Raw genomic sequence first — 13,383 nt, 5'->3', positions numbered from 1 at the left:
CGCCGGCCTGACTACAGTCTCCGCTGAATCGGCACAGCGCACACGAGTAGTCCGTACCCGTTTCTGGAACACCACAGCTACCCAGTTGCGCAGGAGGGATTCTTTTCCTGCTGTGCCGTCGGCCATCCGAACTGCTGGCCGATACCCAGGCCTCTGCAGGATCTCGTGCCTTGTCCACCTGCCCAGGAGCTGCTCATCCATGCACTCTTAACAAGCAGATCCACATATCAGCGGGTCAGCGCGATGGCGACTTCGCCACCGAGGGACACGTTACTTCGGTACACATCGATATTTGCATTCACGCTGCGGCCGTTCGTCTCGCGCTGAATGAAGTCCAAAAGGAACGGTGTGGTGTCCTTGCCCTTAATCCCGTCCTTCTTTGCTTTCGCCCATGCCCGGGAGAGAATGTCGTCGAGCTCGGCCGGAGGTAACTGTTTGTCCTCTGCGACCGGGTTCGCCAACAGAATGGCCGATGCGATGTGCAGGTGATCGCGTGCACAGCAGATTGCCGCAACTTCGTCCGGGCTGTTGACCGCGTATTCGATCGCAAACCCCGAGTCGGAAACGAAGAACCCAGGGTACTTATTGGTCTTATAACCGACGACCGGGATGTTGAGAGTTTCGAACCGTTCGAGGGTGGCCGCGACGTCCAGAATGGACTTCACGCCGGCGCTGACGACGACGATCGGGGTGGCCGCCAAGGTAGTCATATCGGCAGACTCATCGAAGGATGTTGCCGCACCGTGGTGAACTCCACCCAAACCGCCGGTTGAAAACACTTTGATGCCGGCGCGGTGTGCCAGGAACGCCGTCGCTGCTACAGTTGTGCCGCCGTCGAGCCGAAGAGCAGCGGCCACGGGGAGATCGCGGAGGCTGACTTTCCTGACTGCCCCGTCATGGGAGAGCGAGGTGATCTGCTCACTGCTGAGCCCCACCGTCGGAACGCCGGCGACGACACCGATCGTTGCAGGAACGACCCCTTGACTGCGCAGACGTTCCTCGGCTTCCAAGGCAACTTCAAGATTGCGCGGACGCGGGAGCCCGTGAGTGAAAATGGTCGATTCCAAAGCGACGACCGGGCGCCCTCCAGCAACGGCTCCGGCCACCTCCTCCGAGATCGTGACGCTGGTGCGGGTGGATGACACGATGGTCTCCCTATACAACGTGATCTGACCTGACCCACCAAGGCTCCCGCACACGAGAACCAACAACAAGACATCACCGTGGGACGGCGCAGCCGGCGGGCCGAAAAAGGCGGAAAGCCACGAGCAGTGATCATGAAGCAGCCGGACCTGTGGGGGTCAGCCTTCAGGTCCGGCTGCTTCTGCCCGTGCGGGCCTAGGAAATCCACTCCTCCACCGCCGAGGCACAACAATCATGGCGGTGGGAGCCTAGGAAAACCTTGCGATCTTTGTTGCCTCGGCCGGACCACCAGCTGAGTTCCAGCTGCGGTCGGATCCAGGACCGCTGGGCATCGCTCACCCAGGAAGGGTGAAAAAGGCCTTCGGGTCGTCGGCACCGAGCAGGTGGTGATGGAACACGATGGCATCCACCGAGGCTAAAAATTACGCTGAGCTGGACCGGCTCTTAAACGCAGTTCCGGGGCCAGTTCTCCTTTTTGAGGAGGGGCCACTAGATGGCCCCCTCCGGGGCTTTGGCACGACGGCGAGGGTGCCGGCAGCGGGGCTGTACACCATCACTGCAGCCTGTGTTGGTGCTTCCGGTGCGAAGGTCGCCGTAGGACAGGAGCATCCCGGCGCCCCCTTCCGGCCGCTAGAGCTCGTGCTGGATTGCGCAGGGACCTCTTCGCGCGTCATTGAAGTTCAGCAGGGATACCTCTTCGCTCACCTGCTGCTGCCTGGCCCGGGCGATACCCCATGGACAGGGGCAGTATGCGGAGTCCGTGTGACGGCAGAGGTGCATCACGCCTGCTCGGCGTCCGGCTCCCCGTCGCCCGTGAAGCGGTAGGGGGTGGTTTCGCGCACCAGGCGGCCGCCGGCGTCGTACTCCTACTCTGAAACCCGAAACGGGGAGTCCCGACTCCTCGCTCCGCTGCTGGGCGGCGATGGACGCGATAATGGCCAGTCAGACGCCCGGCATGTTCTGCGTCGCCACGCTGCCCGCCCGGTCGTAGACCAGCGACACCGCCCCCTTCGGGAAGGTGCGCGCCGGCTCGGCGAGCCGGAAGGAGGCGGGGACGGTTCCGGCGTCGAAGATGCGCTTGCCCTGCCCGAGGGTGATCGGATAGAGCCAGAGGTGGAGGCGGTCGAGCACGTCCGCCGCCAGCAGCGACCGGATGAGGACGCCGCTGCCAAACATGTGCACCTCGTCGAACTCTTCACGGAGCCGGCCCGCTGCCTCTGCATTTGGCAGCACCTTGGTGCCTGCCCACGCCGGAGCAACCAGTGAATTGGAGACGACGAACTTGGGCACCCTGTTGAGCGTGCCGCCGATCTCGCCGGACTGGTGCGGCCAGTAGGACGCGAAAATGTCGTAGGTCCTCCGACCGAGGAGCAGGGCGTCGATGCGTCCAATCTCCTCGCCGATGGCAGCGCCGGCCTGGTCATCGGACACGGGTGCCTGCCAGCCACCGAAGACGAATCCGCCGGCGGTGTCTTCTTCGCTGCCGCCCGGCGCCTGGTAGACGCCGTCGAGGGTGACAAAAAGGTTGGCGACGATAATTCCCACGCGCCCATTCTGGAACAGGGCTTAATCGCTGTCCATAGCCAGCGGCCGTGACACACTGGTGCCATGCTGCTCGACGAGCTCGTGAGGACCTTGGAAACCGTCGCGGCCACCCGCTCCAGGCTCGCCAAGGTCACCGAACTGGCAGGCCTGCTGCTCCGGCTCGACCCCGCTGACATCCCGACGGCGGTCGGCTTGCTCACCGCCAAACCTCGCCAGGGCCGAGTCGGGATCGGCTGGAGCGGTATGAGGGCGGCCCGGGGCGTGCCGGCTCCTGAGCCGAACCTCACCATCGCCCACCTCGACGTTGCGTTGGACCGGCTGCTGGCAGCCGCAGGGGCTGGCTCGACCGTGGAACGCGCCGCCACCCTTCGGACTCTGATGGCGGAAGCCACCGAACGGGAGCAGGCCTTCATCGCCGGCGTGCTGCTGGGAGAACTTCGTACCGGTGCACTCGAAGGCGTCCTGACGGATGCGGTTGCCCGCGCCGCCGGCCGGCCGGTCGAGGCCGTACGCCGCGCAGCGATGCTCTCCGGCGATCTCGGCGGGACCGCCCTACTGGCGATCACGGGCACCGCAGCCCAGCTTGACGCGGTCGGCCTCGTCGTCGGGCGTCCCGTGCAGCCCATGCTCGCCGCAACCGCGGCCAGTGCCGGTGAGGCGCTGGAGGCGACGGGGGAAGCGTCGGTGGAATACAAGCTCGACGGCGCACGCATCCAGGTGCACCGCGCCGGCGACGACGTGCGCATCTACACCCGCACGCTGGCCGAGGTGACCCATCGGCTGCCTGAGGTGGTGGAGGTGGTGCGCGGACTGCCCGTGCGCGATGTGATCCTCGACGGCGAGACCCTAGCCCTCGACGAGGACGGCCGCCCCCGGCCGTTCCAGGAGACCATGTCCCGGTTCGGGGCGAACGCGGCGCGCACCACGCTGCTGCATCCGTGGTTTTTCGACGTGCTGCACATCGACGGGCGCGACCTGCTCGACGAGCCGCTGTCCACACGCATCGACGTGCTCGAGCGCATCGCCCCCGGTCACCGCATCCCGGGGAAAATCACTGCGGATGCGGCTGTTGCCGAGAGAGTGTCGCGCGATGCGCTGGCCGCCGGCCATGAGGGTGTGGTCGTGAAGGCGGTGGGCTCGGCCTACGCGGCCGGGCGGCGGGGCTCGAACTGGATCAAGGTGAAGCCGGTGCTCACCTACGACCTGGTGGTGCTCGCCTGCGAATGGGGGTCAGGACGGCGCACCGGGCTGCTGTCGAACCTGCACCTCGGAGCCCTGGACCCTGTTGGCGAGTTCGGCGAACCCGGCGGTTACGTGATGGTGGGCAAGACTTTCAAGGGCCTCACGGACGCGCTGCTGCAATGGCAGACTGAAAGGTTCCAGGAGTTGGAGGTGCGGCGTACGGCGGGTACGGTGTGGACCGAGCCGGTCACCGTGGTCGAGATCGCCATCGACGGCGTGCAGAGCTCTCCTCGCTATCCAGGTGGAATCGCCCTTCGGTTCGCACGCGTCAAGCGCTACCGTGACGACAAGACGGCCGCGGAGGCCGACACCATCCAGACGTTGCGCGCTCTGCTCCGTCCCCCACGGGGCAGCAAGGTATCGCCCGCGCCGGCGGAGCCAGCTTCGGAAAAAGACGCCCCACTCCCCTAAAGCTGATGGTTTAGCGTTTTCCGTGCAGGCGCGTGCAAGAGCTTCGGATCCTAGCAGCGGCGAAGGTCTTGATGAGCCCACGATCGTTGTGTGCCGAGCTTGCCGGGCCCTGGCTGAGGATCCGGAATTAGGATGTTGCTTAGATGGAGGGAAGCCGGTGAACAAGAACCGTCTGGAGGCGTTCAGTGATGGTGTGCTCGCCATCATCATCACAATCATGGTGCTGGAACTCCATGTGCCGGAAGAACCGACCTGGCGTGGTTTGGGGTCCGTCCTGCCCACATTCCTCAGTTACCTGCTCAGCTTCGTCTACGTCGGAATTTACTGGAACAATCACCACCACATGATCCATCTGGCAAGCAGGGTCAACGGCGCGATCCTCTGGGCCAATCTGCACCTGTTGTTCTGGCTTTCTCTCATCCCGTTCACCACCCGCTGGATGGATGAGTCCGGCTTCGTGCAGATCCCGGTTCTGACGTACGGGATCAACTTGCTTTGCGCCGCGATCGCATACTTCATCCTGGAACAGGCACTGATCCGCCAACAAGGCCGGGATGGCCCCCTCGCGCAGGCAATTGGCCGGGACTGGAAAGGCAAAGCCTCGCCATTGATTTACGTCGCAGGCCTTGGGCTGACCACAGTCCAGCCACTGCTTGGGGTTGCGGCCTACACCATCGTGGCCCTGATCTGGCTAATTCCTGACCGCCGGGTTGAGCACTTCGTCACCCGGGCTCACCGGGACTGACCCGCCCGGGGCTGCCTATGGTCCGGTACTTGAAGGTGTCATCGTTCGCTGCGTCGCCACCGTTTCCCTACCGGGGCCAGGTTCTACGGTTCCTGTTGCGTTTAGAGTGACAGCGTGAGGACCCTTGGAGTTGACCTGGCCGCAGATCCGAAGCGAACGGCTGCTGCGGTCATTGAGTGGAGTGACAGGCAGGCGCGACCTGGAGGCCTACCGCGACCACCTGGCCGCCTCGGACGATTTGCTCGATTCCGTCATCGCATCCCTGACAGCCCGCGCCACCGCACGCCAATCCACCCTGCTTCCAGCACCGGACCAGAGCCATGCAGCGAGTGAGGAGGGCTGGATCCACCTGCCAACCCGTCCGCTCACCGAGCTAAACAGATAGGGCGACCGCATGGTCCATGACACACCGTGAACCACTACCCGCAAATACCCACTCGTAAGCGCACCGACGACCCTCTCAGTGGCACAACGCATCGCTCGAAGGAGACCGCGCCCTCCTGAACGAGATCATGCCGCAACACTCTGGAACTCGCATGAAGAAGCAACACAGACACTGTAAGGTCCCCGAAGCATGCAGAGTACGGGTCAGGAAGCCACACTTTGGGAGTCATTGCGCCCTTTCCCCTGATGGCTTAGCGAATCCCGCTGTCGACGACAAAATTGATGTGGACGGGAGTGTCGGAGATCGCCACCGGCTCGCTCAGCTCAACACGAAACCCCTCGCCCGATGCGAGCTCCGCTCCCGACGGCGATCAATGAAAGCGGATGACCGAAATATCGCACATTCTGACTCAAGACCGGAAAGTGCGATATTTTGAACATTTACACCCGTAGGCAATATGATCGATATATGGAACACGACGAGCCGACGCCGTTCTACAGAGCCGTAGACGCACCCTCTCTGGGCCGGGCCATCAGTGACACGCGTAAAGAAGCCGGTCTGACACAGCAGGACCTGGCTGCCCGGCTCAAGGTGACCCGGGGAACTATTGTCAGGCTGGAGCGCGGAGAAGCCGTGTCCTTGGTCATTGCCATGCAGGCCATCAGGATCCTGGGCCGCGACGTCGCCCTGGTGCCGCGGTTCTCCAAACTACAGGTCCGCCCATGAGCGCCCGGAAAAGCCTCGACGTCTTCCTCCACGGGCATCGGATCGGTGAGCTGAAAGGCAGCGGCCTTCGACTGTCCTTTCAGTACGACCGCTCAGTCCTGGCGGAGTACGGCGCAGGCTCCATCCTGCTCTCACTCTCCTTGCCGGTAACCAGGAACCGGATCGACGGCCCGGAAGTGTACGACTTCTTCGACGGGCTCCTGCCCGAGGGCCAGGTGCGGTCGCACATCGCCAGGGAAAACGGACTGTCCACCCCGGACGCCTTCGGCCTGTTGCGGGTTCTCGGGGCCGACTGCGCCGGCGCGGTTCAAATCCTGCCGCCCGGCGAATCCCCCGACGTACCGGGCGCTGCGGCACCCATGACCGACCATCAGGTCACGACCGTCGTGGAGTCTCTGCCAACCTGGGACCTGCCCGATGACTTCCTCATCACCGCGTCCTTGGGCGGAGTCCAGTCAAAGGTGCTGCTGACCCGCCACGGCGACGGCTGGGCATGGCCCGGCCGCGGAGCCGTCTCCACCCACATCATCAAACCGGACCCCCTGGAATCAACGATCCCGGATCTCCTCGCCTCCGAGGACTGGGCGCTGCGGACGGCAGCAGCCGCCGAAATACCCGCAGCAAAGGCACACCTGCAGCTGTTCGGCACCCGCCAGGCCATCGTCGTGGACCGCTTCGACCGGCAGCCGGACGGCAGACGTCTCCACCAGGAAGACTTCACCCAGGCACTCGCACTGGCAAGCGAAGCGAAGTACGAAGGCAGCTCAGCCCCGCCATCCCGGCTGACCCGGCTGGTCACCGCAGCCGCCCCACACACACGCGACGACGCAGCGTTTCGCCGGGACCTGCTCCGGGCGGTTACCTTCAACCTGATCATCGGCAACGGGGACGCCCACTCCAAAAACTACTCGCTCATCCTGCGCGACGGCGGCGAGGTGCTCCTTGCCCCTCTCTATGATGTGGCACCCACCCTGCTGCTGTACGCTCCCAGCACCAACGCCGGCCACGCCATCTCCGGGCAAGTCCGACTCGGCTACATCACCCTTGAACATCTCGCACGGGAAGGCGCAGCCTGGGGCATGGACGAGGACGACGCACGGCAAACCGCTGTGTCGGCCCTGGAAGCCATAGCGGCCGCCGCCGCCGAATCCTGTGCGCCGGAACGACTGGACTTCCTCCGCGAACTCGTGCCAGTGCGCGCCAGTGACCTGCTCAACGGCGGTACCGCCCGCCGGTCGCTGCACTAGCTGCCATGGCCTGCGCAACCACGCTTGACGTCAAAGGCTAGCCGTAGCCGGGTCGTCCTCTGCCGGCCAGGCGTGCCAACCGCTGATCAGAGTTGGTGCATCAGTATGGCCGATTACGCCCTTCCTGCCGCGCGGAGGGGCTAACTAGGCTTTTTGATGCTTTCTGCCTGTTGGGCTAGGTCTGCAGCCCACGGCCGGATCCCGTGGTGGAAAAGCATGCCCTCGGGCAGCCCCTGAACCTTGGCATTGGAGTGTGTGATGTCTATCGTGATCCTGCCATTGGCCATGGGTGCGTTGGTGATGTGGAGATCGCCATAGGACTCGGGGAACACTGGATCCATCCACAGGCCACCGCGGGCAACGTCGGCGTAGTAGCCCATCAGCCCCTTCACTAATTGGATAGGGGTGGTTGCGGCCCATGCCTGTGGTGAGCACGCCGTGGGGTAAGGGATGGGTTCGTCGAATTGCTGGCGGCTGAAGCCGCAGAACAGTTCCGGCAGACGCCCATCGGAGTATTCCGCCGCCTCAAACAGAGCGGTGGAGATTCGCTGCGCCTGCTCAACGAAGCCGTAACGCAGAAGTCCGGCCGCGATGATGGCATTATCGTGCGGCCAAACTGACCCGTTGTGGTAGCTCGCCGGGTTATAGGCACCCATGTTACTCGCCAGCGTTCGGACACCCCAGCCACTGAACATCTCCGGGGACATCAACCGTTCGGCGACCGACGCGGCCTTGTCCGCATCAACAATGCCAAACAACAGGCATTGACCCATGTTGGACGCGCAGGCGTCGACAGGACGTTTCTGCCCGTCCAGGGCGATGGCGTAGTAGCCGCGGTCGGGGAGCCAGAACCGTTCGTTGAACTGCCGCTTCAGTTGCGCCCCGAGATCCCGGTACTCGGCCGCCAGTTCGATGTCGCCGGCGTCGCGGGCTATCCAGGAGCGGGCCATGTACGCGCTGTAAACGTAGGCCTGGACCTCGCACAAGGCGATAGGCGGCTCGGCCACCCTGCCGTCGGCAAAGTTGATGCCGTCCCATGAATCCTTCCAGCCCTGGTTGATGAGTCCCCGGTCGTTGAGCCGCTCATACTCGACGAAGCCGTCGCCGTCCCGGTCCCCGTAATTGCGAATCCAGTCCAGCGCCCGGTCAACATGCGGCAGCAGGTTGGAGACAGTTGCTGGAGCGAACCCCCAACGGCTGACTTCCCCGAAGAGTGCGACAAACAGCGGGGTGGCGTCGACACTGCCGAAGTAGGCGGATTTGCCGCCAAGAGCCAGCCTGCTGGACACATCGAACCTGACTTCGTGGAGGATCTTGCCCGGTTCCTCCTCGCTCATCTCATCCACGACCCGCCCCTGACGGTCCGCCAAAGTCTGAATGGTGCCAAAGGCCAAGGACGGGTCCACCGGCAGTGCCATGAGGGATGCCCAGAGCGAATCCCGGCCAAATAATGCCATGAACCACGGGGCGCCGGCGGCCACCACGACCCGGTCCGGGTGGTCGGGGTCCTCAATGCGGAGCGCGCCCAGGTCGTCATAACTGCGGCGCAGCGTCCGCTCGATGGAGGCGTTGCCCATTTGCAGCACGGGAATCTTGGACACCCACTCCTGCCGGCGCCGGTCGCGGGGCGAAATTTCGCCTTCATGCGGGCGCACGAAAAGTCCGGTGGAGCCGCCTGCTCCGTCGGTGACGGGCACGACGCTTATGCTCGTGCTCCACTGTCCATGGGGCGGGATAGCGAATCGGTAGATCAGGCCGTCGGGGGCGGTATCGGCGCCCTCGGCCGCAACCACTACACCTTTCCGGACGTTCTGCCAGGCTGCCCGGATGGTTAGCGAGTCTCCTGCCGCTTCACGCGTCTGCTCCCAGCGACGTTGGACGCGGGCCTCCTTCACCTCGAAGAGGTCTGCGAAGTCGGCCTCCACCCGGAGGGTAACGACGCACTCAGCGGCGGCCGCTGAGTAGTTTCGGACGGTAATGCGCTCGAGCATGCCGGCACCGACTTCGCGGACGCGTTCGACGATCAGCGGGCTGTCTGCGTGTCCGTCCGACCGGGGGACGCGGCCGTAAAACTGGGCCCGGTACGGTTCCTTCGTCTTTGTCCCCAGCGGCTCCAGCGGGGCCTCATTAATGAGTAACTGCCAGCAGGAGAGGATCCGGGTGTCCTCCACAAAAACCCCGTGCGGCGACCCGGCGTGCATGTCGCCGTTCGCCGCGGAGATACAAAACGATGAGCCCTCTACCAAAGTGACCGATCCTGGACCCGGCGAGCCTGCAGCGGTGTCGGCATTCCATCCAGCCATTCGGCGCTCCTTCCGTATCGACCTGCACACCAAGCACAAGAGGCGGCCGGCCGGTCGAATTGCACCCCGGCCTGTGGGCCGGTCCCGCTTCTTGACGCTACGCCGGTATGCCGCTTGATTCCAGCCCTCGCTTTCCCGCTGGGAGTAGCCGAATCAGCCCGTGCGTTGCCTTGATGCAGGACTAATCTTCATGCGGCATGCAGGGCACGAAGTAAGCCCGCCCGGGCCACTCCCCCTCCGGCCGCCGGAAGCCGCCGAGCAGCCGCACCGACGCAGTCCGCCCCCGCCTTTCCCTGCTTCAGGAACCCGACTCGGCTGCACCTTCGGCGCACTTTCGCTGGACACCAGGCTGTGGCACACGGGCAATTGCTTGGACTGGAAACCGAAAACCCGCCGATTCATTTGGATCCGCTCACATATTTTGGGTGAAGTTCACTCGATACCATGAGGTGACCGGACAGAGCCGTCCGGGCGGATCGACGCAGAAGGAAACCATGACCGCGGTTACGGTGGACGATATCCTTTCGGACTTCCCCCTGGGTTTCGCCACCCTCATCATGCGGCCCGCCCCCGAGCGTTCGGCGGTCGAAAAGTTCCTGATCGTCGATGCCGACGATGAAACGCCCGACGCCGGCGCAGCCTTTGTCCTGCTCATCGGCGTCCGTGGCCGCTCGGCTTTGCCGGTACTGCGCCGGCTCCTGAAAAACCCGCCGCCGGTTGTTGCGGTAAAGGGAACCCGCGAAGAGCTGACTGACGCCGAGGAACTGCTGGGCGCCGCCGGCACCGGGCTGCTGCTGGTCGACCCCGCTGCCGATTGGGACCGGCTCCTGTCGATCGCCAAGGACCGGATCCAGCCGCGCAGTTACCAGAGTGAAGTGCTGACACTGCTGGAAGAAGACCTGTTTGCCATCGCCCAGACCACCGCACGCCTGACCTCGAGCCATGTGGTGATAGAGGATGCCGCCAACAAGGTCCTGGCCTACTCCACGGTCTCCAACGACATCGACGAACTGCGGAAGGCGTCCATCCTGGCCCGGCGCGGCCCGCGGAAATACGAACTGCTGCTCAAGGACCTCGGTGCCTACCGGGAACTGCACAGAACCCGGCTCCCGGTGCGTGTGCCAGCCAGGCCGCAGGACGGCCTGAGGGAGCGCGTGGCCATCACGCTGTTTGCCGGTGACCGAATCATGGGCTACATCTGGCTTCAGGAAACCGGGGACGGCTTCACCGCCGACGTTGACTACGTGCTCACAGGATCCGCTGCCCGGGCCTCCGCCGAGCTGATCCGTTACCGCAATCAGCAGTCCGTACACATGCGCGAGGACCGCATTGCCCGGATTCTTTCCGGTCCGGCGGAGGCCGCCGCAAGTGCCCGCAGCGGGAAGATCCCCGCGGAGCGCCCCGCGGCACTGATCCTGATAGGAATGTCCCAGACCGACTCCCAGGCTGATGATGCCGCCTTGAAGCATGGCGAGCTCGCCAGCCTGGCCTCCATTCACGCCGCGGCCTACAAGGCGTCCGCCGTCGTCGGTCAGTTCAAGGGTGTCACCGCCGTCATCATCCCGGGCCTGCAGTCAGCCGCTGCGGAACCCGGTCTGCGGAGCATGGCCGAAGCCATCGTCCGCGACGCGGACAAGCACCTGGGCATCAGCCCCTTCGCCGCCGTTAGCCCGGTGGCTCCTGACCTGCTGGCCCTGCACTCCGTTACCCCGATCACCGAGGCCCTGCTGGACTGTGTCGGGACATCAGGTGAAACGTCCGTAGCCACCGTGGCGGATTTCGAGGGTGAAATCCTCTTCCGTGACGCCGTTCGGAGCTTCCTTACGTCTCCGTTCCGTCACCGCAGCCTGTCCGCCCTTTTGCGGGACGACGCCGAGCTCGCCGAAACCCTGCGTGTGTACTTCGACGTCTCGCTTGACGTTGCCGAATGCGCCAAGCGCATGGCCCTGCACAAAAACACCGTCTACTACCGGATCAGCAAGGCCACCCGTGTCACTGGGCTGGATTTCGGCAAGCCTCGCGACGCGCTGGTGGCCATCCTGCATATCCAGGCATTGGCCGATACCGCCAAAGAACGTCAAGGCAGGAAATGACCACAACACTCGATGCCCCGCCTCTGGACCCGCTACTCGATGACATCGTCCGCACCCACAGGCCTCAGCGGGAATCCGGATCCGTCCCGACCCACATCCCGTCCCTTGCGGCGGTCCCCTTCAACAGGTTCGGGATAGCCGTGGCTACCGTGTCCGGGGAGGTCGTTACTTCGGGGGACGCCCACGTTCCTTTCTCAATCCAGAGCATTTCAAAGGTGTTCACACTGGCCATGGCCCTGCAGCGGGAGGGTCCGGGGTCGGTGTGGTCCCGGGTGTTACGCGAACCGTCCGGGACTGCCTTCAATTCCCTGGTCCAGCTGGAGGTGGAGCACGGCATCCCGAGGAACCCATTTATTAACGCCGGTGCACTGGTAGTCACCGACCACCTGATGGAGGAAACTCAAGACGCGGCCTCCGCGCTCCTGCGCTTCCTCACCGAAGAGGCCGGCGGCCCAGGGCCGTTCATTGACGAAGCAGCGGCGATGAACGAGCTTTCCAACAGCAGCCGCAACCTGGCCCTGGCCCACTTCCTCAAAGACTTCGGCAACCTTCGGCGGTCCGCTAAGGCTGTGGTGGAAAACTATGTGCGCCAGTGTTCCATCATGATGACCTGCGAGGAAGTGGCCAAGGCCGCGCTCTTCCTCGCACGGGGCGGTATCGGAGCCTCCGGTGCGGTGCTGTCCCGGAGTGAAGCGAAACGTATCGGTTCCATCATGCTGACCTGCGGCATGTACGACGCGGCAGGTGAATTCGCGTACCGGGTGGGACTACCCGGAAAAAGCGGTGTGGGCGGCGGGATCGTGGTTGTCGTCCCCGGCCACTGCGCCATCTGCGTCTGGAGCCCTCGCCTGGATGCCAAAGGCAACTCCCTGGCCGGCAGTGCGGCCCTCGCCGACCTGTCCGACCGCACCGGCTGGTCCGTTTTCTGACCTGCAGCCCTTCCTTCCCGACCTGCAACCCTTCCCGGATAACCCGGGACCAGCTTCTTCCTTACTCACAGCCTTCCCCCAGCCAGATCATTCCCCATCGAAAGGAACACCATGCCTCACAACAGCCCCAATGATGCGGTTGTTTTGCACCAGGCGGTCCCGCAACAGTCACATGCTTCGGAAGCGGCATTGCATGCCGAGGACAAGGGCTACCACAAGAGCCTGAAGCCGCGGCAGATCCAGATGATCGCCATCGGCGGCGCGATCGGCACCGGGCTGTTCCTCGGCGCCGGCGGCCGGCTCAACGCCGCCGGACCGTCCCTGGTCATCGCGTACGCCGTCTGCGGCTTCTTCGCCTTCCTGATCCTGCGCGCCCTCGGCGAACTGGTGCTGCACCGGCCATCGTCGGGCTCGTTCGTCTCCTACGCCCGCGAATTCTTCGGCGAAAAAGCAGCCTTCGTCTCCGGCTGGTTCTACTGGATCAACTGGGCCACCACCACCATCGTGGACATCACCGCCGCCGCGCTCTACATGAACTTCTTCGGCAACTACATCCCCTGGATGGCCGACGTCCCCCAGTGGGTCTGGGCACTGACCGCCCTCGTCGTCGTCCT

At 64.2% G+C, this 13,383-nt stretch carries 11 protein-coding genes; 8 read left to right on the top strand and 3 right to left on the bottom strand.

Features of this window, described 5'->3' with window-relative positions:
* Positions 1 to 227: 227 nt before the first annotated feature.
* Together ACFVTE_RS19225 and ACFVTE_RS19220 are read right to left on the bottom strand one after the other, a co-directional pair.
* Positions 228 to 1,145 carry a pseudouridine-5'-phosphate glycosidase gene (locus ACFVTE_RS19225; protein WP_387103114.1) on the bottom strand — a complete coding sequence of 306 codons (918 nt, stop codon included), beginning with the start codon at positions 1,143 to 1,145 and terminating at the stop codon, positions 228 to 230.
* A gap of 940 nt (positions 1,146 to 2,085) precedes the next feature.
* Positions 2,086 to 2,688, bottom strand: coding sequence for a dihydrofolate reductase family protein (locus ACFVTE_RS19220; RefSeq protein ID WP_387103112.1), 603 nt, complete (start codon positions 2,686 to 2,688; stop codon positions 2,086 to 2,088).
* A gap of 63 nt (positions 2,689 to 2,751) precedes the next feature.
* On the opposite strand from ACFVTE_RS19220, the gene ACFVTE_RS19215 reads away from it, so the two are divergent.
* From ACFVTE_RS19215 to ACFVTE_RS19195, 5 genes are all read left to right on the top strand, one after another.
* Positions 2,752 to 4,341, top strand: a complete 1,590-nt coding sequence (locus ACFVTE_RS19215) for an ATP-dependent DNA ligase (RefSeq protein ID WP_387103109.1) — start codon at positions 2,752 to 2,754, stop codon at positions 4,339 to 4,341.
* Positions 4,342 to 4,498: 157 nt separating this feature from the next.
* Positions 4,499 to 5,086 (top strand): TMEM175 family protein, encoded by a 588-nt coding sequence (locus ACFVTE_RS19210; RefSeq protein ID WP_387103108.1) that lies wholly within the window; start codon positions 4,499 to 4,501, stop codon positions 5,084 to 5,086.
* A 124-nt stretch (positions 5,087 to 5,210) separates the two neighbouring features.
* Positions 5,211 to 5,471, top strand: a complete 261-nt coding sequence (locus ACFVTE_RS19205) for a DUF429 domain-containing protein (protein WP_387103105.1) — start codon at positions 5,211 to 5,213, stop codon at positions 5,469 to 5,471.
* A 468-nt stretch (positions 5,472 to 5,939) separates the two neighbouring features.
* A complete protein-coding gene (locus ACFVTE_RS19200; RefSeq protein WP_387103103.1) occupies positions 5,940 to 6,197 on the top strand; it encodes a helix-turn-helix transcriptional regulator in 258 nt (85 codons plus the stop codon).
* A complete protein-coding gene (locus ACFVTE_RS19195; RefSeq protein WP_387103101.1) occupies positions 6,194 to 7,444 on the top strand; it encodes a type II toxin-antitoxin system HipA family toxin in 1,251 nt (416 codons plus the stop codon). The genes ACFVTE_RS19200 and ACFVTE_RS19195 overlap by 4 nt, the downstream gene beginning before the upstream one ends.
* 140 nt (positions 7,445 to 7,584) lie before the next feature.
* Here ACFVTE_RS19195 and ACFVTE_RS19190 read toward each other — a convergent pair whose 3' ends face one another.
* A complete protein-coding gene (locus ACFVTE_RS19190) occupies positions 7,585 to 9,747 on the bottom strand; it encodes a glycogen debranching N-terminal domain-containing protein (protein ID WP_387103099.1) in 2,163 nt (720 codons plus the stop codon).
* 494 nt (positions 9,748 to 10,241) lie between these two features.
* On the opposite strand from ACFVTE_RS19190, the gene ACFVTE_RS19185 reads away from it, so the two are divergent.
* The 3 genes from ACFVTE_RS19185 to ACFVTE_RS19175 all read left to right on the top strand — a co-directional run.
* Positions 10,242 to 11,840, top strand: coding sequence for a PucR family transcriptional regulator (locus tag ACFVTE_RS19185; RefSeq protein WP_387103097.1), 1,599 nt, complete (start codon positions 10,242 to 10,244; stop codon positions 11,838 to 11,840).
* Positions 11,837 to 12,769, top strand: a complete 933-nt coding sequence (locus ACFVTE_RS19180) for a glutaminase (RefSeq protein ID WP_387103094.1) — start codon at positions 11,837 to 11,839, stop codon at positions 12,767 to 12,769. The genes ACFVTE_RS19185 and ACFVTE_RS19180 overlap by 4 nt, the downstream gene beginning before the upstream one ends.
* Positions 12,770 to 12,880: 111 nt before the next feature.
* The coding region (locus ACFVTE_RS19175; RefSeq protein ID WP_387103092.1) for an amino acid permease at positions 12,881 to 13,383 on the top strand (503 nt) is incomplete at its 3' end.

It is taken from the genome of Arthrobacter sp. NPDC058097, from assembly GCF_042884885.1.
In the GTDB taxonomy this organism is placed as follows: Bacteria; Actinomycetota; Actinomycetes; order Actinomycetales; family Micrococcaceae; genus Arthrobacter.
The sequence above is the reverse complement of the archived record's forward strand: the minus strand, read 5'-3'. Positions and strand labels throughout refer to the sequence as shown.

Coding starts and splice junctions, on each gene's coding strand:
- ACFVTE_RS19180 (WP_387103094.1), top strand. CDS start 11,837: ATGACCACAACACTCGATGCCCCGCCTCTGGACCCGCTACTCGATGAC.
- ACFVTE_RS19190 (WP_387103099.1), bottom strand. CDS start 9,747: ATGGCTGGATGGAATGCCGACACCGCTGCAGGCTCGCCGGGTCCAGGA.
- ACFVTE_RS19195 (WP_387103101.1), top strand. CDS start 6,194: ATGAGCGCCCGGAAAAGCCTCGACGTCTTCCTCCACGGGCATCGGATC.
- ACFVTE_RS19215 (WP_387103109.1), top strand. CDS start 2,752: ATGCTGCTCGACGAGCTCGTGAGGACCTTGGAAACCGTCGCGGCCACC.
- ACFVTE_RS19200 (WP_387103103.1), top strand. CDS start 5,940: ATGGAACACGACGAGCCGACGCCGTTCTACAGAGCCGTAGACGCACCC.
- ACFVTE_RS19185 (WP_387103097.1), top strand. CDS start 10,242: ATGACCGCGGTTACGGTGGACGATATCCTTTCGGACTTCCCCCTGGGT.